This window comes from Pseudomonas sp. NPDC090233, assembly GCF_044772285.1.
Classification (GTDB): domain Bacteria; phylum Pseudomonadota; class Gammaproteobacteria; order Pseudomonadales; family Pseudomonadaceae; genus Aquipseudomonas.
In genome coordinates this window covers 88,258-109,750 of record NZ_JBIVYQ010000007.1, presented here as the reverse complement: position 1 = coordinate 109,750, position 21,493 = coordinate 88,258, and the positions used below count along the sequence as shown (strand labels likewise).

Here is a 21,493-nt window from a genome sequence, read left to right as displayed (position 1 = left end):
CAGACCATGACTCCACACCTGATCAAACTGCTGGGCCTGTCCGCCGCCCTTCTGGCCATCAGCCAGGGCGTGCGCGCCGATGAGGTGAAGGCCCCGGCCTTCACCGCCGAGCCTTGCTGCCAGCTGTGCCCCGAGGCGCATGACGCCAGCCGCTACACCACGCGCTACCAGCAGAACTTCACCACGCTGGTGCAGGCCCAGGGCGACTGGCTGTTCCGTACCCGCGAAGACCTGCGCACCGAATTCAACACCACGCCGGCCGGCTACAAGCGCCTGCAGCAGGTGCACGACGCGTTCAAAAAGCGCGGCGTGGAATTGGTCGTGGTCTACCAGCCGACCCGCGGCCTGGTGAACCGCAACATGCTCAAGCCCGCCGAGAAAGCCGCCTTCGATTACCAGAAGGCCCTGGGCAACTACCAGGCCATGCTCAAGCGCTTCGCCAGCATGGGCTACAACGTGCCTGACCTGTCGCCGCTGACCAACGAGCAGTTGGCCGCCGCCGACCAGGGCAAGGATTTCTACTTCCGCGGCGACCAGCACTGGACGCCCTACGGCGCCGAGCGCGCAGCCAAGATCGTGGCCGACACCGTGCACAAGATGCCGGCCTTCGAAGGCATTCCGCGCAAGGAATTCGAAACCCAGAAGTCCGGGCGCATGGGCAAGACCGGCACCCTGCACAATGTCGCCGGCCAGCTGTGCAACACCAGCTACGCGGTGCAGTACATGGACCAGTTCGCCACCGAACCGAAAGGCTCGAGCGGCGGTGGCGACGACCTGTTCGGCGACAGCGGCAACGCGCAGATCACCCTGGTCGGCACCAGCCACAGCGGCAAGAACTACAACTTCTCGGGCTTCCTCGAACAGTACATCGGCGCCGACGTGCTCAACGTCGCCTTCCCCGGCGGCGGCCTGGAAGGCTCGATGATCCAGTACCTGGGCAGCGAGGAGTTCCAGAACAACCCGCCGAAAATTCTGATCTGGGAATTCTCGCCGCTGTATCGCCTGGACCAGGAAACCATCTGGCGGCAGATCCTCGGCCTGCTCGACGATGGCTGTGACGCCCGCCCGGCACTGATGAGCGCCAGCACCACGCTCAAACCCGGCAAGAACGAGCTGATGGTCAACGGCAAGGGCGGCGTGATCAAAGACCTGATCAACCGCAACCTGCAGATGGACGTCAAGTTCGAGGACCCTTCGGTGAAGGTGCTGCAGGCGACCCTCTGGTACCTCAACGGCCGCCACGAGGATATCAAGTTGGAGAAACCGACCACCTCCGACACCGACGGCCGCTTCGTCTTCCAGATGCGCGAAGACGAAGACTGGGCCAGCCAGAACATCTTGGCCTTCGAGGTCCAGGGGCCGGAGGAAGGCACCCAGAAGGTCGAGGCCAAGCTCTGCAAACGCAACAACTTCGCCGTGCCCGCGCACACCGCGCAAGCCGGCCAGTGAGGCGACCCATGACCCAGACCCAGCGACTCTTCCGCCCCGCCCTGCTCGCTCTGGCCCTGTTCGGGGGTGCCGCGCATGCCGCGCTGGTACCGCCCCAGGGTTATTACGAGGGGATCGAAAAGCTCAAGACCAGCGACGGCAATTTCCGCTGCGACGCGCCGCCCAAGCCGTATACCGGCGCACTGCAGTTCCGCAGCAAGTACGAAGGCTCGGACAGGGCGCGAGCGACCCTGAATGAGGATTCGGAAAAGGCCTTCCGCGACTCCACCAAGGACATCACCAGCCTTGAGCGTGGCGTGGCCAAGATGGTCAACCAGTACATGCGCGACGGCCGCCCGGCGCAGCTCGACTGCACCCTGACCTGGCTGGGTACCTGGGCCCGCGCCGATGCGCTGATGTCGACCAACTACAACCACACCGGCAAGTCCATGCGCAAATGGGCGTTGGGCAGCATGAGCGGTTCGTGGTTGCGTTTGAAGTTCTCCAACTCGCAGCCACTGGCCGCGCACCAGGCCGAGGCCGAGCTGATCGAGAAGTGGTTCGGCCGCCTCGCCGAACAGACCGTGCGCGACTGGAGCAATCTGCCGCTGGCGAAGATCAACAACCACAGCTATTGGGCGGCCTGGTCGGTGATGGCCACCGCCGTGGCCACCGACCGCCGCGACCTGTTCGACTGGGCGGTGAAGGAATACAAGGTCGGCGCCAACCAGGTCGACGCGCAGGGCTTTTTGCCCAACGAAGTCAAGCGCAAGCAGCGCGCCCTGGCCTACCACAACTACGCCCTGCCGCCGCTGGCGATGATCGCCAGCTTCGCCAAGGCCAACAACGTGGACCTGCGCAGCGAAAACAACTTCGCCCTGCAGCGCCTGGGCGAAGGCGTGCTGTACGGCGCCCGCGACCCACGTCACTTCGCCGAACGCGCCGGTGAAAAGCAGGACATGAAAGACCTCAAGGTCGACAGCAAGTACGCCTGGCTCGAACCCTGGTGCGCGCTGTACCAGTGCGTCGGCGACACGCTGCAGCGCAAGCATGACATGCAGCCGTTCGACAGCTTCCGGCTGGGCGGCAACGTGACCCGGGTCTACGACCCGAGCGCGGCTTCGAAGAAGTAACGCAAAACCCTTGTAGGAGCGGATTCATCCGCGATGGCGTCTGCAGGCCCAGAACCGCTGCCATGGCGATCGCAATCGCGGATAAATCCGCTCCTACAGGATCTCGGTGACCCCTCGCTTTGGGTGGGGGGTTTGGGGGGCGCTTTGCCCTGGATGCTGTGAACAACTTAGGAGAACCGGGATGGTCTTCTCGTCCAACGTGTTCCTGTTCCTGTTCTTGCCGATATTCCTCGGCCTGTACTACCTGAGCGGGCAACGCTATCGCAACCTGCTGCTGCTGGTCGCCAGCTACATCTTCTACGCCTGGTGGCGGGTGGACTTCCTCGCCCTGTTCGCCGGCGTCACCCTGTGGAACTACTGGATCGGCCTGAAAGTCGGCGCCGCCGGCGTGCGCACCAAGCCGGCCCAGCGCTGGCTGCTGCTGGGCGTGGGCGTGGACCTGGCGATCCTCGGCTACTTCAAGTACGCCAACTTCGGCGTCGACAGCCTCAACGCGATCATCAGCTCGTTCGGCCTGGAGCCGTTCATCCTCACCCACGTGCTGCTGCCGATCGGGATCTCGTTCTACATCTTCGAGTCGATCAGCTACATCATCGACGTGTACCGCGGCGACACCCCGGCCACCCGCAACCTGATCGACTTCGCGGCGTTCGTGGCGATCTTCCCGCACCTGATCGCCGGCCCCGTGCTGCGCTTCAAGGACCTGGTCGACCAGTTCAACAACCGCACCCACACCCTGGACAAGTTCTCCGAAGGCTGCACCCGCTTCATGCAGGGCTTCATCAAGAAAGTGTTCATCGCCGACACCCTGGCGGTGGTCGCCGACCATTGCTTCGCCCTGCAGAACCCCACCACCGGAGACGCCTGGCTCGGCGCCCTGGCCTACACCGCGCAGCTGTACTTCGACTTCAGCGGCTACAGCGACATGGCCATCGGCTTAGGTCTCATGATGGGCTTCCGTTTCATGGAGAACTTCAAGCAGCCGTACATCAGCCAATCGATCACCGAGTTCTGGCGGCGCTGGCACATCAGCCTGTCGACCTGGCTGCGCGACTACCTGTACATCACCCTGGGCGGTAACCGCAAAGGCACCTTCAACACCTACCGCAACCTGTTCCTGACCATGTTGCTGGGCGGGCTGTGGCACGGCGCCAACTTCACCTACATCATCTGGGGCGCCTGGCACGGCATGTGGCTGGCGATCGAGCGGGCACTGGGCCTGGACACCAATCCGCAGCGCTTCAACCCGGTCAAATGGGCCTTCACCTTCCTGCTGGTGGTGGTCGGCTGGGTGATCTTCCGCGCCGAAAACCTGCACGTCGCCGCCCGCATGTACGGCGCCATGTTCAGCTTCGGCGAGTGGCAGCTGTCCGAGCTCAACCGCTCCCAGCTCACCGGTCTGCAGGTCGCCACCCTGGTCATCGCCTACCTCAGCCTGGCGTATTTCGGCCTGCGCGATTTCTACCGCAATGCCAAGCCGACGCCCACGGCGACCCCCGTGCAGGTCAACGCCGACGGCTCGATCGGCCTGGACTGGACCCGGGTGATGACCCGCGCCCTGATCCTGCTGCTGTTCGTCGCCTCGATCCTCAAGCTTTCGGCGCAGAGCTACTCGCCGTTCCTGTACTTCCAGTTCTGAGGTGGATGACATGACCCGGACATTACGCATCACCTATTCGCTGTCGTTCATCGGCCTGCTGGTCGGCATGGGCGCCTGGTCCACTGGTGGCCTGCAAAGTTTCCAGCGCACCGAGCCGATGACCCTGCTCAACGGCAAGCTGGCCAAGGCCGCCGAGACCCACTACGACGCCGAGTTCCCGATCAAGCGCCTGGGCACCAACCTCTGGGCCGCGCTGGACTTCAAGCTGTTCAACGAAGGCCGCCCTGGCGTGGTGCTGGGCCGTGACCAGTGGCTGTTCAGCGACGAAGAGTTCAAGCCCACCGCCGGTGCCGACCAGCTGATGCAGGAAAACCTGGCGTTGATCCGTGGCGTGCGCGACACCCTGCAGCAGCACGGCAGCCAGCTGGTGCTGGCAATCGTCCCGGCCAAGGCGCGGGTGTACTCGGAGTACGTCGGCAAGGAGCTGCCCGCCAGCCTGCATGACGACCTGTACAACCAGTTCCACGCCCAGGCCCGCCAGGCCAACGTGTTCGCCCCGGACCTGATGGCGCCGATGGAACAGGCCAAGGCCCGCGGCCAGGTGTTCCTGCGCACCGACACCCACTGGACGCCCATGGGCGCCGAAGTCGCCGCGCAAGCCCTGGCTGAAGCGGTCAGCCGCCAGAGCCTGCTCAACGGCGACCCGCAGACCTTCATCACCGAAGCCGGCAATACCGCGCCGTACAAAGGCGACCTGACCAACTTCCTGCCACTCGACCCGCTGTTCAGCAACCTGTTGCCGACCCCGGACAACCTGCAGCAACGCACCACGCGCCCGGCCGAGGCCGAAGGCGAAGCCGGCGATGCGCTGTTCGCCGACAGCCAGATCCCGGTGGCGCTGGTGGGCACCAGCTACAGCGCCAATCCGCACTGGAACTTCCTCGGCGCCCTGCAGCAGGCCCTGCGCAGCGACGTCGCCAACTACGCCGAAGACGGCCACGGCCCGCTGCTGCCGATGCTCAAGTACCTGCAAAGCGATGCCTTCAAGAACGCCGCGCCACAGGTGGTGGTGTGGGAATTCCCCGAACGTTATCTGCCGATGAAAAACGACCTCAGCAGCTTCGATCCGCAGTGGATCGCGCAGCTGAAAAACTCCCGTAAATCCGAAGAAAACCTGGCCTTGTCGTCCACCCGGACGAATCACTGATCGATAGAGAGGAAATGCACATGACTACCAAGACTTCCATTGCCAAAGCCCTCACCCTCGCGGCCGGCCTGTCTCTCGCTTCCATGCAGGCCTTCGCCGGCGCCGACGCCGCGCTGTACGGCCCGAGCGCACCGAAAGGCTCGACCTTCGTGCGCCTGTTCAACGCCGCCAGCGCTCCGGCTGCGGCCAGCGTCGGCAACACCCAGATCAAGCAGGTCGGCGCTCAAGCCAGCAGCGATTTCAGCTTCCTGCCAGGCGGTGACTACACCGCCCAGGTGGGCGGCAAGAGCGTCCCGGTCAAGCTGGCCTCGGACAAGTACTACACCCTGGTCAACAACGGCAGCGGCAACCCGCAGCTGATCGAAGAGCCGCCGTTCAAGAACAAGCAGAAAGCCCTGGTGCGCGTGCAGAACCTCAGCGACCAGGCCGTGACCCTGAAGACTGCCGACGGCAAGACTGAAGTGGTGCCATCCGTGGCCACCAAGGGCCGTGGCGAGCGTGAGATCAATCCGGTCAAGGTCAACCTGGCCTTGTTCGAAGGCAACAAGAAAGTCAGCGACCTGAAACCGGTCGCCCTGGAGCGTGGCGAAGCTGCCGTGCTGTACGTAACGGGTTCCGGCAGCAACTTGTCGCCGGTGTGGGTAACTCGCCCCGTGGCTAGCAACTGATCCCCCTGCCTCATAACGACTATTGGAGAAACATGATGATCCCGGTAATTCTTTCTGGTGGTAGCGGTTCGCGTCTGTGGCCTTTGTCGCGCAAGCAGTTCCCTAAACAGTTCCTGGCCCTGACCGGTGAGCACACCTTGTTCCAGCAAACCATCGAACGCCTGGTGTTCGAAGGCATGGACACGCCGATCGTGGTCTGCAACAAGGACCACAAGTTCATCGTCCAGGAGCAGCTCTCGGCGCTGAAACTGGAAACCCAGGGCATCCTGATGGAACCCTTCGGCCGCAACACCGCGCCAGCGGTGGCGATGGCTGCCATGAAGCTGGTCAACGAAGGCCGTGATGACCTGATGCTGGTGCTGCCGGCCGACCACGTGATCGACGATCAGAAAGCCCTGCAACGCGCCCTGGCCCTGGCCACCGTGGCTGCCGAGCGTGGCGAGATGGTGTTGTTCGGCGTGCCGGCGACCAAGCCTGAGACCGGCTACGGCTACATCCGCTCCAGCCAGGACGCCCTGCTGCCCGAAGGCGTGGCGCGGGTCGCGCAGTTCGTCGAGAAGCCCGACGAGAAACGCGCCGCCGAGTTCGTCGCCGCCGGTGGCTACTTCTGGAACAGCGGCATGTTCCTGTTCCGCGCCAGCCGCTTCCTCGAAGAGCTGAAAAAACACGACGCCGACATCTACGACACCTGCGTGCTGGCCCTGGAGCGCAGCCAGGAAGACGGCGATGTGCTGAGCATCGACGAAGCCACCTTCGCCTGCTGCCCGGACAACTCCATCGACTACGCGGTGATGGAAAAGACCCAGCGCGCCTGCGTGGTGCCGATGTCGGCCGGCTGGAGCGACGTGGGCTGCTGGTCGTCGCTGTGGGAAGTGCACGACAAGGACGCCGACGGCAACGTCACCAAGGGCGACGTGGTGGTGCAGGACAGCCGCAACTGCATGATCCACGGCAACGGCAAACTGGTGTCGGTAATTGGCCTGGAAAACATCGTCGTGGTCGAAACCAAGGACGCGATGATGATCGCCCACAAGGACAAGGTCCAGGGCGTCAAACAGATGGTCAAGACCCTCGACGAGCAGGGCCGCAGCGAAACCCAGAACCACCTGGAAGTGTATCGCCCGTGGGGCTCATACGACTCGGTGGACATGGGCGGCCGCTTCCAGGTCAAGCACATCACCGTCAAGCCGGGCGCCAGCCTGTCGTTGCAGATGCACCACCACCGTGCCGAGCACTGGATCGTGGTGTCCGGCACCGCCGAGGTGACCTGTGACGAAAACGTGTTCCTGCTCACCGAGAACCAGTCGACCTACATCCCGATCGCCTCGATCCACCGCCTGCGCAACCCAGGCAAGATCCCGCTGGAGATCATCGAAGTGCAGTCCGGGAGCTACCTGGGCGAGGATGATATCGAGCGCTTCGAGGATGTGTATGGGCGCACGTCCACGCCGGTGGAGCGTGGTGTGTCGGTGAAGACCATCGCGCAGTAGTTGAATCCAGGGGCCGCATCGCGGCCCCGCTTTTGAGCCCTCCGCCATTTCCGGCTACGATGGTCAGACCCTGCGCAACCAAGGTCTGTACACCCCATGATCATCGGCGCCTTCCTCATCCTCACCTGGCTGGTACTGCTGCTGCGCTACCCAGGCAAGGCCCTGCCGATTTCGCTGGCCGCTGTCTGCGGTCTGGGATTGGTCGCCCTCTTCGTCGCCTGGCAAGACAGCCGCGAAGCCTCGCAGCTGGCGCGTCTGGACCTGCGCCTGACCTACGCCCCCGAACAATGCCCTGCCGACCGAGCGCTGCAAGTGCACATGAAGAACGGCAACAAGGCGCCACTGACCGAACTGCGTTGGCGGGTCGGCGCCTATGCGCCGGGCGACAGTGTGAACCTTGCCGAAAATACCTACACCGCGCCGCGCTATCGTGGGCCGGGTGAACTGCAGCCGGGGGCCGAGTGGAAGGATTGTCTGCCGTTGCCGCCACTGCGTTCCGGGTACAGGCCGCAGACTTTGGAGTTTCGTGCGGAGCATCTGCAGGGTACATTCGCCAATTGATCTACAGTCTGCCCCGCGAAAGGGCCGGCACAGCTCACACACCTCTCCCTAACCCAAGGCCCTCTCACATGCCCACCGTCCTCATCACCGGTTGTTCCAGCGGCATCGGCCGCGCCCTGGCCGAAGCCTTCCGCGATGCCGGCCACGACGTCTGGGCCACCGCCCGTAAAGCCGAAGACGTCGAACACCTGGCCGCCGCCGGCTTCACTTCCCGGCAACTGGACGTCAACGACAGCGAAGCCCTCGCGCGCCTTGCCGAAGAGTTGGAAGCACGTCAGGGTCGCCTGGATATCCTGATCAACAACGCCGGCTACGGCGCCATGGGCCCGTTGCTCGACGGTGGTGTGGAGGCCATGCGGCAACAGTTCGAAACCAACGTGTTCGCCGTGGTCGGCGTAACCCGCGCCCTGTTCCCGCTGCTGCGCCGCGCGCGTGGGTTGGTGGTGAATATCGGCAGTGTTTCGGGTGTGCTGGTCACGCCATTCGCCGGCGCCTACTGCGCGTCCAAGGCCGCCGTGCAGGCACTGAGCGATGCCCTGCGCCTGGAATTGGCGCCGTTCGGGGTCCGGGTGATGGAAGTGCAGCCGGGAGCAATCGCCTCGCAATTCGCCAGCAATGCTCAACGCCAGGCCGACCAGGTGGTGGCGCAAACGTCGCCGTGGTGGCCGCTGCGCGAGCATATCCAGGCACGCGCCCGCGCTTCGCAAGACCGGCCAACGTCTGCAGCGGAGTTCGCTCAAGGGTTGCTGGCTGCTACACGCAAATCGCCTGTGCCAATGTTGGTGCGGCTGGGCAATGGCAGTACCGCGTTACCCTTGCTTGCCCGTTGCCTACCACGGCGGTTACTGAACTGGGTACTGCGAAAACGCTTCGGGCTGCTGCGTCCGCTTTAATGCCTCACACCTTCTTCGAAGGCTGTGCATCAAACGCCTGCCAGCCACCGCCGAGGGCCTTGTACAGCCCCACCAGCGCCTGCGACACCGCCGCCGAACTGTCGATCCACTGCTCTTCGCTGGCCAGCAGGGCGCCCTGCACGGTCAGCACATTGAGAAAGTCCACCGCGCCTTCCACGTACTGGCGCTGGGCGGTCTCCAGGGCGATGCGGTTCTGCCGTACCGCCTCGGCCAGATGATCACGGCGCAGCTGGCTGGCGTTGTACAGGCGCAGCACATCGTCGATCTCATGCCAGGCACCGAGCACCACCTTGCGGTAGTTGAGCGCGGCTTCCTGTTGTTGCGCCTCACGCAGTTCAAGCGTGCCCTTAAGCCGGCCACCCTCGAAGATCGGTAACGACAGCTGCGGGCCGAAGGCAAAACGGCGGGCATCCCAGGCACCGAAGTCCGACAGTTGCATGGCCTGGAAGCCGACGCTGCCAGACAAGCGGATGCTCGGATAGAAGTCCGCTTTGGCCACACCGATGCTTGCTGTGGCCGCATGCAGGCGCGCCTCGGCCTGGCGTATATCGGGCCGGCGCTCGGCCAGTTCGGACGGCAGGCCGATCGCGAACTGCTGCTGCGGCGCAGGCAATTCGCCGCCCTCCAGCAACTGCGCCTGCAGGCTGCGCGGTGGCTCGGCCGCCAGCAGGCTGAGGGCGTTGATCAGGTCATCGCGGCGGGCTTCCAGGCTTGGCAGGCGCGCTTCGATCGAGGCGACCTGGGCGCTGGCCTGGGCCACGTCGAGGCGGGTCGCTACCCCTTCGGCTTGGCGGTCCTGGGACAGCTTCAGGCTGTGCTGGGCAACCTTGAGGTTGTCGCGGGTAACGTCGAGGGTATGCTGCACGGCGCGCAGCTGAATGTAGTTGCCGGCCGTTTCCGACAACAATGCCAACAGCACCCCGCGCCGGTCGTTCTCGGCCACTTCCACCGTCGCGTCGGCGGCTTCCACCTGGCGACGCACGCGCCCCCAGAGGTCCAGCTCCCAACCGGCGACCAGGTCGCCCTGCCACAAGTTAAATGCTGATTTGCCGGCCTTGCCGGACGGGTCGCTCAGGCCTTCGGCGCTGTTGCGGGCGCGGCTGTAACCGGCGTTCACATCGACTGACGGTGCTTCGTCAGCTGCGACCGTGCTGCGCAAGGCGCGGCTTTGCAGCAACCGGGCGCTGGCGATCTGCAGGTCGAGGTTGCGTTCGGCCACCTGTTGGATCAGCGCGCTCAGGCGCGCATCGTGGAAGGTCTCCCACCAGCGCAGCTCCAGCGGTTCGGCCTGCGGCTGGCTGGCCGCTGCCTCGCCCTGCAGGGGTGCCCATTGCTTCGGCGCCTGACTGTCGGGGCGCTGGAAGTCCGGCCCCAGGGTGCAGCCCGCCATGACCGCGGCCAGCAGCAAGGGGCTCAAGCGCAATGCTGGTTTCATCGTGCACTCACCTCTCTGCCGGCGAGCTTGTCGCCATGGGTGTCGATGGTCGCTTCCACCGACATGCCCACCCGCAGACGTGCGAGCAGCGGCTGGCCGTCATCGAAGACGATCTTCACCGGGATGCGTTGCACCACCTTGGTGAAGTTGCCGGTGGCGTTGTCCGGTTTGACGGCGGCGAAGGTCACGCCGGTGGCCGGCGCGATGCTTTCGACATGGCCCTTGAGGGTTTCGCCGGAAAAGGTATCGACGCTGATGCTGACCGGCTGGCCCGGCTGCACATGAGTCAGTTGGGTCTCCTGGAAGTTGCCGACCACGTAGGCATGCTGCAACGGCACCACCGACAGCAGGCGCGCGCCCGGGTTGACGAAAGCCCCCACGCGCAGCGCACGCTCACCGACCATGCCGTCTACCGGCGCGGTGATGCGGGTATACGACAGATCCAGTTGCGCCTTTTCCAGGCCCGCTTCGGCACGCTTCAACTGGCCATCGGCGCTGGCCACCTGGGCGCTGAGAATGTCCACCTGCTTACGTGTGGCGACCAGCGCCGCCTGGGTGTTGGCCAGCCGTGCGCGGGCCTGGTCGACCCGGCTGCGCGCCTGCTGGGCATTCTGTACGGTGCCGGCGCCCTGCTCGGCAAGGCGGCTGTAGCGGTTGACTTCATGGTCGGCGAACGACGCCTCGGCCTGGGCCGCCTTCACCGCCGCTTCGGCCTGAGCGATCAACGCCGCCTGGCGCTCCAGGGTGGCGCGGGCATCGGCGCTCTGCGCCTTGGCCACCAGTAATTGGGCCTGGGCAGCGTCCAGCGCGGCCTGATAGTCACGGGGGTCGATGGTCGCCAGCAACTGGCCGGCCTGCACTTGCTGGTTGTCTTCGACCAGCACTTGCTTGATGAAGCCGGCGACCTTGGGCGCGACCACGGTGTAGTCGGCGATCACATAGGCGTCATTGGTGCTTTGCCGGTGGTCACTGCCGAGCATCCAGGGGCCGACGATGCCGGCCAGTACGGCCACAGCGAGTACCGCGCCGATCAAGAGGGTTTTGCGTGGGTTGGTCATGTCAGGTGTCTCGAAATCATCCAGGGTTCAGGCCACCGCGCGCGGCGGATAGACCCGGGTAGGCACGAAGGGAATCAGGCAGATCAGCGCCACGGCGATGCACGCCATGACCAGGTACAGGTCGGCCGACGTCAGCACCAGCGCCTGGTCGTGGATGCGCTTGGCCAGGCCCGCCGTGCTGTCATCGACCAGCGGGGCGTTGCCCAGGCTGTCCACCAGGTGGTTGGAATGAAAATGCCGACGCAGGGTGCCGAGGGCGTCCAGCAGGCCACCGGCAACAACGGCGGCCAGGCCTTTGACGGTGTTGAACCAGCTGGAGGCGAACGGGCCTTCCTGCGGGGTCATGCCGTTGGTGGACAGCATCAGCAGCGGCAACACGGCCATCGGCTGGCCAAATACCTGCAGCAGGTAGAACGGGTAGAAATCGCCACGGATCCATTCGCTGGTCAGCAGACTGCTGCCGACGCACGACACCGCCAACATCGCCAGCCCCGTGGCCAGCACCCAGCGGCAGTCCACCGCGCGGATGTTGCACAGTGCGGCCGTGAGTGGCAGTGCGATCAGCTGCGGCATGGCCACCAGCATCATCAGCGGGCTGGTTTGTGCCGGGCGATAACCCTGGATCTGCGCAAGGTACGCCGATGGAATGCTGGCGACTCCCGACAACACGATCAACACGCCGGCCAAGGTGACCAAGGCGAAACTCAGGTTGCGCCGCGACAGCATGCGCAGCTGGAAAAACGGTAGCGGCTCGGACCACTCGTTGTACATGAACAGCACCAACAGCAGTGTGCCACTGCCCAGTAGCCAGCAGATCAGCGCAGAGTCGAACCAGCCCCAGCGGTCACCCAGCGAAAGGCCGAGGACGATGCAGCTGATCGCCGGCAGGCCAAGCAGCACGCCGCGCCAGTCGAACTGCTTGAAGCGCTCCAGGCGCAGCGGATCCTGCGGCAGGCCCCAGCCGACGCAGAACATGGCCAGGGCCGACGGCAGGATGATCTGCCAGAACGCCCACTGCCACCCCACGTATTCGGTCCACAACCCCGCCAGCGGCGTGCCCAGGTTAGGCCCGAAGGTCGCCGTCAGGGCGTAACACGCCAGACCGTAGACCTTGATACCCGGTGGCAGAAAGCGCAGCGCCACGCTCATCAGCATCGGCGGCAAGGCGCCGGAGGCGAAGCCTTGCACAATGCGCAGCAGCATCAGGCTGTGCAGGTTGGGGGCGAACGGCTGCAAGAGGCCGAGCACGGCGAACAAGCCGACCGCGCAAAGGGTGAAACGGCGCAGCGAAAAGGTGGTGGCCAGCCACGGCGCGAAGGCCATGGCCGAGACCGAGGCGGCGCTGTACACCGCCAGCAGCCAGGCGCCCTCGTCGGCGCCGATGCCCATTGCGCCGCGGATATCCGCCAGGGAAATCTTCGTCACCGACTCGTTGAGGCCGGCGCACAGCACCGCCAGCAACACGCCGAACAGACCGACCACCACCCGCAGGCCGAACGCCGTCTGCGCAGGTGCGGCCGGCGCGGGGGCGGCGGCGATCGCGGCAGCAGGGGCGGACAGGGAACTCATGGACAGACAACTCCAGCAACAATTTGGGCTGGAGCAAGTCTAAGAAGGTCGAATGCTGACGAAAACCAACTTGTTGGCAGGTTTATATTGCGTCAGACGCAATCCATGTTTGATTTCACGGGTCGATACTGCCGCATACCTTGAGGGTTTGGCGCAACCAGCGATGCGCCGGGTCATTGTCGAAACGTGGGTGCCAGGCCTGCATCACGTTGACCTTTTCCAACGGCACCGGGATCTCGAAAGAACGCAGTGGCAACTTCAAGCGTTGCACGCTGTTGAGGATATTGGCCGGTATGGGCAGGATCAGGTCCGAGTCCGGCAGCGAGAACATCGCCGAATGGAAACTCGTGGTGATCAGCGCCACCCGCCGCTCGACCTTGTGGTTGGCGAGCGCCACATCGATCGGCCCATTGGCCCGGCCGCGTCGTGACACGCTGATCTGTGGGTACGCGGCAAAGCGCTCGGGAGTGATCGAGGCATTGAAGATCGGATGATCCTCGCGCGCCAGGCCAACGAAGTAAGTGTTGAACAGGCTTTGCACTTTGATTTCCGGGCCCAGCTCTACCGAAGAACTGATGATCAGGTCGATCTGTCCGTTGCGCAGAACCGCATCGTCATCTCCGCTGCCCTCAGGTACGAAACGCAACACGGTCCGCGGCGCCTGGGCCAGCATCATGCGCAGTAGCTGAGCACCATAGAGGGCGATGAACAGGTCATTGGTACGGATGTTGAACGCCCGATCGAGGTTGACCAGGTCGACATCGTCCCGGCTGCGAAACACTTGCCCGGCCTGTTCCACCAGCCCATGCACCTGCTCGCGCAATGCCAGCGCCCGCGGCGTCGGCACCAGGCCCCGGCCGGCACGCACCAGGATCGGATCGCCGAGGGCCTCGCGGATGCGCCCCAGGGTTCGACTCATCGCCGCCGGGCTCAGGTTCATGCGCTGCGCCGCGCCGACCACGCTGCCTTCGTCGAGCAGCGCGTCGAGGGCGACGAGCAGGTTCATGTCCGGGAGTTGCATGGCCGATTTCCGTGGCGGTTGTGGGAATGGCGATATTAACAGGTCGGATGATTGCACCAGACGCAATGCGGTCGTGCGTGGTGGGGCATTTATCTTGAGGGTGGGATGGGCCATAAGTGATGCAACCGAACAGCTAGCTTCAGCAAGGATCCCGCATGCCCAGCCCCGTCCTGATCGCCATCGACGCCTCCCCTGCCTCGACCGCCCTGCTCTCCCTCGCCCGCCGCTATTGCCGCCCCGATGAACACGAACTGCACGTGCTGCTGGCCATCGACTCGACCTTTGCCGTGCACGACAAACCCGCGCCCTACACCCCTGAAGAACTGGAGGAATACCCCGCCGCATGCGAGGAGCAACGTTTGGGTGACCGCGCCGTGGCCGACGCCGTTCACAGCCTGCAGCAGGCCGGATTCACCAGCCAGGGCTGCATGGTCGCCGGGCAACCGGTCGAGGCCATCATCAGCAAGGCGCAGGAGCTGCAGTGCGAGCTGATCATCATGGGCCACCGGCACTTGTCGCGGCTGGGGCGGTTGCTGGATCCGTCGATCAGCGCGAAGGTGATTGATCGGGTAGAGGTGCCGGTGTTGGTAGGGGCTGCGGTTTAAGGAGTGTATGCAGTGCCGCCGATCCAATTGGACCAAGCTTGAGGAAATCCGTCGTATTGCGTAAGCCAAGGTTTCAAATCGGGATTTACCCAACCGATGACCTCAAGGCAGAGCATGTGCCGTTGTCGAATGTCAGGCTGCAGCCAAAGCAAGGCATCATGGTGTGCGGCGCGATTACGAAGGTCCCGAATCAGGTTCAAAATCTTCGATATATCGTTGCGTTGTCGTCTTTGCTTCGGACATCGAGGAAACGCCAGCCGTAATTCCTTCCAAAACTTATGCTCATGGCGGGTATTCAGTAAGGAAACCCAGAATCCGAAACTTAGATCGGAAATGATTTTGTCCGGTGTGACCACGTGACGCTTGGCCTTGATCGCGCTTTTAGCTTTCTCGATCTCGGAACGGTCCGCTGCAGTAAACGAAGTAGCTCTTCCCACCAGTCCGCCCTTCCGTATTTGAGCGTCAACGCTTGGTGCATGGAATTACGCAGACTGATTTCCAGCACATGCAAGCAGGGATAAAGTGCCTGCCCCAAAAGCATATTGTGGGCGTAGGCAGTAGCAGCCTTTGTTTTGCGAGGGTTGATTGCATACCGAGCCAAGCGCGGTTTTGAAAATGCCTGTTCGAGCGATTGGCTCCAATCCGGGTTTGTCAAAATCGACCGTCCTGTATTAGCATTCGCAGTGCAGCCCTAGGCCGCCCTCTCCCAGAAGTCCGATGGTCATGCTGGTGAAGACGCTAGGTACGTATCAATGGCCCCGCATCGCGGGGCCATTTCATTTCCGGATCACTAACAGCGAACACTCAGGCGCTGGGCGGGCGATGCGCAATGCGGAACCAGCATTGTGCAGCGTGAGGCACATGTACCTCATGCCATCCCTTTCCCACCCGTACGTAGTCTATTTCCTAAAGCCCCTCACTCGGCTTCACCACCACCGTACACGTCGTCCCCGCCGCCAATAAAAACCCGTCCGGCACTTCATCGATATGAATCCGCACCGGCACCCGCTGCGCCAAACGCACCCAGTTGAAGGTCGGGTTCACATCGGCGATCAGCTCGCGGCTTTGCGGATTGTCGCGGTCGTAGATGCCACGGGCGATGCTTTCCACATGGCCCTTGATGCGCTCGCCGCTCATCATCTGCAGCTCGGCCTGGTCGCCGACCTTCACATGCGGCAGCTTGGTTTCCTCGAAGAAGCCGTAGACCCAGAACGAGTTTTCATCGACCACCGCCATCACCGCCTCACCGGTCCGCGCGTAGTCACCCTTGTGGATGTTCAGGTTGGTCACATAACCATCGACCGTGGCGACGATGTGCGTGCGTTTGAGGTTGAGCTCGGCCGCCGCCAACTCGGCCTGGGCCTGCTGGTAGTCGGCCAAGGCGGAGTTGGCGATGTTGCTGGCGTCGTCGCGGTTTTCCTTGGAGATCACCAGGTTGTCCATGTCGGCGCGGCGGCGGGCGTTGACCTTGCGCATCTCCCAGGTCGCCTTGCGGGAAGCCACCATCGCTTTGGCCTGGTCGACCGCCAATTGATAGTGCTCGGGGTCGATCTGGATCAGCAGGTCGCCCTTCTTCACCCGCTGGTTATCCTTGACCGGTACGTCCACCACATACCCCGGCACGTCGGCGGCGACGTTGATGATGTCGGCGCGCACGCGGCCATCGCGGGTCCACGGCGTGGTCATGTAGTGCAGCCACAACTGGCGGCCGATCACCACGGCAGCGGTCAGCACCAGCAAGGTGGCGATCAGGCTGAAGAACTTTTTCATCGAAGGTTTCTCACCAGTAGAGCGACAGCGCCAGGGCGCCGAACAGGCAGACGAACAGGGAAAGGCGCAGCAGCGCCGGGTGCCAGAAGAAGCGATAGCCATCATGGCTGGCGATGAAGCGGTCCAGGCCCCAGGCCAGGCCCAGGGCGAACAGGAACATCAAGGTCATGGTGGGCATGTACACGCCATGGAAGGCGATCTCACGGGGCATGGTGCAGTCCTTTCGCCGGGGCCAGCGGCGACTGTGGGTCGAGCAGGGAGGAACGGATGAAGTGCAGGTAGCTTTGCGCGCGGCGCAGCACCGAGGTGTCGAAGTGCCGGGCGAACGGTTCGTCAGTGGCCTGCACGCGGCTGATGGCGTGGTCCACCGCCACCAGCGCGCGTTCGTGGTTGCTGGCGCTGGGCTGCAGAAACAGCCGCGCGAGGGCTCTGCCCATGACGCGGATCGCCTGGCGCCAGGGCTGCGACTCGGCATAGGCCGGGTGGATCGGCGCACGGGCCTGTTCCTTGCGCAGCTCGATGATCGCGTGGCCGATTTCCAGCACGGTGAACATCCAGCCCATCAACGCGCTCTGCACCTGCGGCTTGCCAGCGGCCAGGCCATAGGCCTGGTGCAGCAGATCGCGGGTGCGGCTTTCGAAGGCCGAGCCGAGGCCACGCAGGCGCCCGCTGATGGCGAACAGCACCTGTTCGCGCAGCTCCTGCTCCAGGCGGCTCCACAGCCAGCGGCTGTTCGGCGGCAGGATGATCGCGCCTGCCGCGGCGCAGACGAACATGCCGATGACCATGCCGATGTAGTCGTTGATGAAGGTGTAGGGGTCGTAGACGGTCAGATTGTTGGGCACCGAGCCGATGGCGAAGAACACCAGCAGGCCAATCCCGTAACCCGCATAGGCCGGCCGCGAAGACAGGAACGCGCCGAGCACGAACACCGGCGCCAGCACCATGCACAGCAACGGGAAACCATCGATCCAGGGGAACACGAAGAAGGTTTCGAAGAAGCCGATGAACGCGCCGATCGCCGTGCCGCAGGCCATCTGGAACGACATGCGCTTGGGGTTGGGCGATGCTGCCGAGAGGCCCACAGTTACCGTCGCGATCAAGGTCATCATCGCCCCGCTGGGCCAGTCGCTGAGCAGCCAGTAACTGCCGAGCAGCAACAAGACCGCCGAGGCGCGTACGCCAGCGGCCAGCGAAACCAGCCAGCTGGTCTGGGCCACGTAAGGCTCGTCCCACTGCTCGCGCTCGTGCTTGTGCGCGGCCAGCGAGGCGTGGGTCTCGGCGTAGCTGAACATCTCGTCGACGAAGCGATAGAGCAGCTCGAAGGCTGTGTGAAAGTCGAGCAGGTCGGACTCGCTGGGCTCGGTTTGCAAGTACTCGGCACGCAGGCCACGGACCTGAGCTTGCAGCCCCTCTTTGTATGCCGCCAGCTCCAGCGTCAAGCGCAGCGCATCGGCATCGGTCAAGGCCCGACCCACATAGGGTTGCAGCAGCTCGACCAAGGTATTCAAGCCCGGCTCGATGGCCCCGACGATCTGCAGCGGGCCGCGCGCGCGCAAGCGTTCGAGCAAGCGGTGCAAGGCGTTGAAGCGCGTGGTGATGGCCATGAACTCGCTGTTCATGCGCACCAGGCGGCCAGAGCGCCTGCGCATGTGCGGGTCTTCGAAGGCGGTGACGTTGCGCAGGCTTTCGAGGCCGACCGCTTCGGCGACAAAACGCACATTGCTGGTTTCGAAACGGTCGCGCTGGCTGTCACCGCGCAACGCTTCGACCACCACCCCGGCGAACACACCAAAGCGCTGGTACAACGCGTTGCGCATGGCGGCGCTGGCCGACTGCGGCAGGATCGCGGCGCTGACGAAGGTCGACACGAGAATCCCCAGGGCAATCTCCAGCACCCGCCAAACAGCCGCCATGAATGCCTGGTCAGGGTGCTGCAGCACCGGCAGGCCGATCATCGCCGCCGTGTAGCCGGCCAGCACGAAACCATAGGCGCGGAAGGTGCGGTAGCGCATGGCACCCGCCGAGCACAGGCCCACCCACAGCGCCAGGCTGGGCAGGAACAGCTCGGTGTTCTGCGGGAAGATCGCGATCAGCGCGACCATCATCGCCGAGCCGGCCAACGTGCCGAGCACCCGGTAGAAGCTCTTGGCGAACACATGGCCGCTTTGCGGCTGCATGACGATGAATACGGTGATCATCGCCGTGCGCGGTTGTGGCAGCTCCAGACGCATGGCCAGCCACAGGGTGATGAACGCGGCGGCCAGCACCTTGAAGATGTAGACCCAGGTCACCCCATCGGTGCGCGCCCAGGCAAAGAAGCCCCGGCGCCATTCCAGGCTGCTCAGCCAGCGCAGCGGCAGGCTTGACGTGCTCATTCGGCGTGGTCCGCGTTACGGTCGAAGACGGCCAGCGTGGCCGGCGTTTTCGGTGCGGCCTGGCGTTCTTCTGCCGGTACATCTTTGCCGGCCTGCAGGCCACCGCCCAGCGCGGTCACCAGCTCGGCATGGGCCATCAGCCGCGCCGCCTGGACCTGCTGCTGCACTTGTTGCTGGCGGAACAGCAAGGTCTGCGCGTTGAGCACGTTGAGGTAGTCGGTCAGCCCGCGCTGGAAGGCGACCATGGCGATGTCGTAGGTCTTCTGTGCGGCGGCGACCGATTCGGCGGCGAAGTGCGACTGTTCCTTCATCGACTCACGGCGGATCAACTGGTCGGAAATGTTCTTCAGCGCGCCGATCACCGTCTGGTTGTAGCGCGCTACAGCGACGTCATAGCCCGCCGAGGCGACACCCAATTGCGAGCGCAGGCGGCCGCCGTCAAAGATCGGCAGACTGATGGCCGGGCCGACGTTGTAGTTGAACTTGCGTCCGGTGAGGAATTCCAGCGGCCCGCCCCCCGTGGCCATGAAGCCGAGGCTGCCGACCAGGTCGACGTTGGGGAAGAAGCCGGCGTGGGCGACGTCGATGCCACGCGCCTGAGCGGCCACCTGCCAGCGGCTGGCGACCACGTCGGGGCGCTGACCGACCAGTTCGGCGGGCAGTGCCGACGGCAGTTTCAGCGGGGCTGCCAGGGTCAGGCTGGGACGCTGGAGCTGCGCGCCCTCCCCTGGCCCTTTACCGGCAAGTGCCGCCAGCTGGTTGCGGGTCAGGGCGATTTCTTCGTCGAGACTGTCGAGCTGGCGGTGGGTTTCGGGCAGCGGCGCTTCGGCCTGGCTGACTTCGAAATGGGTGCCGATGCCGCCATCGAGGCGGCGCTTGGCCAGGGCCAGGATCTGTTCTTGCTGTTCCAGCTCAGCCTTGACGATATCGCGCTGGGCAAAGTGCAGGCTCAGCTGTATGTAGGCGCGCACCACGTTGTTCTGCAGCTCCAACTGCGCCTGACGGGCTTCGGCCACGCTCATGTGCGCCTGGTCCACCGCCTGTTCGCTGGCGTTGCGTTCGCGGCCCCACAGGTCAAGGGCATAGCTGAAGCCGATGACGGCGTTGTTGTCCCAGGTGTCGGCACCCGACAGCGCGCCGGGGCCGTAGAACTGGTCTTCGGGCCAGTTGTGGCGCTTGAGAGTCGCCTGGCCGTTGGCCTGGAGCTTTTCTGCCGACTCGATCACGCCGGCCATGGCCTTGGCTTCGCGCACCCGCGCCGCCGCCATGGCCAGGCTCGGGCTGCCGGCCACGGCCAATGCAAGCCAGCGGTCCAGTTGCGGGTCGCCATAGGCGTGCCACCACTGCTGGTCGGGCCAGTGGGCGTCGGTGGCGGCATCACGAATGGCCGCGTCAGTGGTCAAGGTATTGGCTGGCAGCGTCTTGCTTTGCGGGGCAATACCCCAGGTTCCGATACAACCGCTCAAGGTGAGGCTAAGGGCACAGGCACTGAACGCTTGAAGCGTTCTGATGATGCGACGCGGCACAGCTGCGATTTCCCGAGGAAGAGGTGGAGGGGCCGAGCAATTCTAGGGGGCCGCCACACTGGCGATAAGCGCAGATTCCTGCGAATCTTTGTTACCGAAACAGCGATAATCCGGCTTTGGTCGAAGGCACTTTTAAGTAACTTCGTGACACAATTTCGTCCTCTACCTTGAGAGTGACCCATGGACACCCTGCAAAACATGCGTGCTTTCAGTTGCGTAGCCCAGCTCGGCAGTTTCACTGCCGCCGCGGCACAACTGGATACGACCACCGCGAACGTGTCGCGGGCGGTCTCCAACCTGGAAGCCCATCTGCAAACCCGGCTGCTCAACCGCACCACCCGGCGCATCGCCCTGACCGAAGCCGGCAAGCGCTACCTGATGCGCTGCGAACAGATCCTCACCTACGTCGAGGAGGCCGAAGCCGAGGCCAGCGACGCCCACGCCCGGCCTGCCGGGCAGTTGAAGGTGCATTCGATGACCGGGGTCGGCCAGCATTTCGTGGTCGATGCCATCGCCCGTTACCGCGAATCGCACCCGGACGTGACCTTCGACCTGACCATGGCCAACCGCGTGCCGGATCTGCTCGACGAGGGCTACGATGTATCCATCGTGCTGGCCACCGAATTGCCGGACTCAGGCTTCGTGTCACAGCGCCTGGGCATCACCTACAGCATCGTCTGCGCCTCGCCCGACTACGTGGCCAAACATGGTTTCGCGCACAAGCCCGTCGACCTGCTGCAGCACGCCTGCCTGCGCATGGTCAGCCCGGTGATCCCGCTGGAAAAGTGGCTGTTCGACGGCCCTGAGGGGCAGGAGCTGGTCAACATCACCAGCTCGCCGTTCCAGGTCAACTCGGCCGACGCGATGAAGACGGCGATCCGCAGCGGCATGGGCATGGGCGTGCTGCCGATCTACTCGGCCATCGACGGCCTGCGCGACGGCAGCCTGGTGCGGGTGCTGCCGGACTACCGCCTGCAGGAGCTGAACCTGTATGCGATCTACCCCTCGCGCCAGTACCTGGATGCCAAGATCAAGACCTGGGTCGAGTACCTGCGCAACTCGCTGCCGGAAATTCTCGCCGCCCATGAGGCGGACCTGAAAACCCATGAGTTGCTGATCGCCAACTGAAA

18 protein-coding genes are annotated in these 21,493 nt (G+C 64.1%); 10 read left to right on the top strand and 8 right to left on the bottom strand.

What is annotated here, in order from left to right:
• Nucleotides 1-6: 6 nt before the first annotated feature.
• The 8 genes from ACIQUF_RS20265 to ACIQUF_RS20230 all read left to right on the top strand — a co-directional run bounded on the left by ACIQUF_RS20265 (nucleotide 7) and on the right by ACIQUF_RS20230 (nucleotide 8,980).
• The gene (locus ACIQUF_RS20265) at nucleotides 7-1,449 is read left to right on the top strand and encodes an alginate O-acetyltransferase (protein ID WP_403134739.1); all 1,443 of its coding nucleotides are present in this window, start codon (nucleotides 7-9) and stop codon (nucleotides 1,447-1,449) included.
• Between the two features lie 8 nt (nucleotides 1,450-1,457).
• Complete coding sequence (locus ACIQUF_RS20260; protein ID WP_403134738.1) at nucleotides 1,458-2,561, top strand: mannuronate-specific alginate lyase; 1,104 nt, start codon at nucleotides 1,458-1,460, stop codon at nucleotides 2,559-2,561.
• A 181-nt stretch (nucleotides 2,562-2,742) separates the two neighbouring features.
• Nucleotides 2,743-4,200, top strand: coding sequence for an MBOAT family O-acyltransferase (locus ACIQUF_RS20255; RefSeq protein ID WP_403134737.1), 1,458 nt, complete (start codon nucleotides 2,743-2,745; stop codon nucleotides 4,198-4,200).
• 10 nt (nucleotides 4,201-4,210) lie between these two features.
• Nucleotides 4,211-5,368 (top strand): alginate O-acetyltransferase, encoded by a 1,158-nt coding sequence (locus ACIQUF_RS20250; protein ID WP_403134734.1) that lies wholly within the window; start codon nucleotides 4,211-4,213, stop codon nucleotides 5,366-5,368.
• A gap of 20 nt (nucleotides 5,369-5,388) precedes the next feature.
• A complete protein-coding gene (locus ACIQUF_RS20245) occupies nucleotides 5,389-6,036 on the top strand; it encodes an alginate O-acetyltransferase AlgF (RefSeq protein WP_403134731.1) in 648 nt (215 codons plus the stop codon).
• Between the two features lie 35 nt (nucleotides 6,037-6,071).
• Nucleotides 6,072-7,526 carry a mannose-1-phosphate guanylyltransferase/mannose-6-phosphate isomerase gene (locus ACIQUF_RS20240; protein WP_403135314.1) on the top strand — a complete coding sequence of 485 codons (1,455 nt, stop codon included), beginning with the start codon at nucleotides 6,072-6,074 and terminating at the stop codon, nucleotides 7,524-7,526.
• Nucleotides 7,527-7,622: 96 nt separating this feature from the next.
• The gene (locus ACIQUF_RS20235; protein ID WP_403134727.1) at nucleotides 7,623-8,087 is read left to right on the top strand and encodes a multidrug transporter; all 465 of its coding nucleotides are present in this window, start codon (nucleotides 7,623-7,625) and stop codon (nucleotides 8,085-8,087) included.
• A gap of 68 nt (nucleotides 8,088-8,155) precedes the next feature.
• Entirely contained in the window at nucleotides 8,156-8,980 is an 825-nt protein-coding gene (locus ACIQUF_RS20230; protein WP_403134724.1) for an SDR family oxidoreductase, read from the top strand.
• Between the two features lie 4 nt (nucleotides 8,981-8,984).
• Here ACIQUF_RS20230 and ACIQUF_RS20225 read toward each other — a convergent pair whose 3' ends face one another.
• The 4 genes from ACIQUF_RS20225 to ACIQUF_RS20210 form a co-directional block, all read right to left on the bottom strand.
• Nucleotides 8,985-10,436 (bottom strand): efflux transporter outer membrane subunit, encoded by a 1,452-nt coding sequence (locus ACIQUF_RS20225; RefSeq protein ID WP_403134722.1) that lies wholly within the window; start codon nucleotides 10,434-10,436, stop codon nucleotides 8,985-8,987.
• Complete coding sequence (locus ACIQUF_RS20220) at nucleotides 10,433-11,494, bottom strand: HlyD family secretion protein (protein WP_403134720.1); 1,062 nt, start codon at nucleotides 11,492-11,494, stop codon at nucleotides 10,433-10,435. The genes ACIQUF_RS20225 and ACIQUF_RS20220 overlap by 4 nt, the downstream gene beginning before the upstream one ends.
• A 27-nt stretch (nucleotides 11,495-11,521) precedes the next feature.
• Nucleotides 11,522-13,063 (bottom strand): MFS transporter, encoded by a 1,542-nt coding sequence (locus ACIQUF_RS20215; protein ID WP_403134718.1) that lies wholly within the window; start codon nucleotides 13,061-13,063, stop codon nucleotides 11,522-11,524.
• A gap of 115 nt (nucleotides 13,064-13,178) precedes the next feature.
• The gene (locus tag ACIQUF_RS20210) at nucleotides 13,179-14,084 is read right to left on the bottom strand and encodes a LysR family transcriptional regulator (protein WP_400799836.1); all 906 of its coding nucleotides are present in this window, start codon (nucleotides 14,082-14,084) and stop codon (nucleotides 13,179-13,181) included.
• Between the two features lie 155 nt (nucleotides 14,085-14,239).
• On the opposite strand from ACIQUF_RS20210, the gene ACIQUF_RS20205 reads away from it, so the two are divergent.
• Complete coding sequence (locus ACIQUF_RS20205) at nucleotides 14,240-14,689, top strand: universal stress protein (RefSeq protein WP_403134715.1); 450 nt, start codon at nucleotides 14,240-14,242, stop codon at nucleotides 14,687-14,689.
• Between the two features lie 906 nt (nucleotides 14,690-15,595).
• Here the strand turns inward: ACIQUF_RS20205 and ACIQUF_RS20200 are convergent.
• Genes ACIQUF_RS20200 through ACIQUF_RS20185 form a run of 4 tightly spaced genes read right to left on the bottom strand, consistent with a single transcriptional unit; the run spans nucleotide 15,596 to nucleotide 20,363 of the window.
• Nucleotides 15,596-16,459 carry an efflux RND transporter periplasmic adaptor subunit gene (locus ACIQUF_RS20200; protein ID WP_403134712.1) on the bottom strand — a complete coding sequence of 288 codons (864 nt, stop codon included), beginning with the start codon at nucleotides 16,457-16,459 and terminating at the stop codon, nucleotides 15,596-15,598.
• A gap of 10 nt (nucleotides 16,460-16,469) precedes the next feature.
• Nucleotides 16,470-16,670: a DUF1656 domain-containing protein gene (locus ACIQUF_RS20195; protein WP_008097766.1), complete on the bottom strand. Its 201-nt coding sequence runs from the start codon at nucleotides 16,668-16,670 to the stop codon at nucleotides 16,470-16,472.
• Nucleotides 16,660-18,837 carry an FUSC family protein gene (locus ACIQUF_RS20190; RefSeq protein WP_403134709.1) on the bottom strand — a complete coding sequence of 726 codons (2,178 nt, stop codon included), beginning with the start codon at nucleotides 18,835-18,837 and terminating at the stop codon, nucleotides 16,660-16,662. Before ACIQUF_RS20190 ends, ACIQUF_RS20195 begins: the two co-directional genes overlap by 11 nt.
• On the bottom strand, nucleotides 18,834-20,363 hold the full coding sequence (locus tag ACIQUF_RS20185) for an efflux transporter outer membrane subunit (RefSeq protein ID WP_403134706.1): 1,530 nt from the start codon (nucleotides 20,361-20,363) through the stop codon (nucleotides 18,834-18,836). Before ACIQUF_RS20185 ends, ACIQUF_RS20190 begins: the two co-directional genes overlap by 4 nt.
• A gap of 180 nt (nucleotides 20,364-20,543) precedes the next feature.
• Between ACIQUF_RS20185 and ACIQUF_RS20180 the strand changes: the two genes are divergently transcribed.
• Nucleotides 20,544-21,491 carry a LysR family transcriptional regulator gene (locus ACIQUF_RS20180; RefSeq protein WP_400799821.1) on the top strand — a complete coding sequence of 316 codons (948 nt, stop codon included), beginning with the start codon at nucleotides 20,544-20,546 and terminating at the stop codon, nucleotides 21,489-21,491.
• The last annotated feature ends 2 nt before the right edge of the window (nucleotides 21,492-21,493 follow it).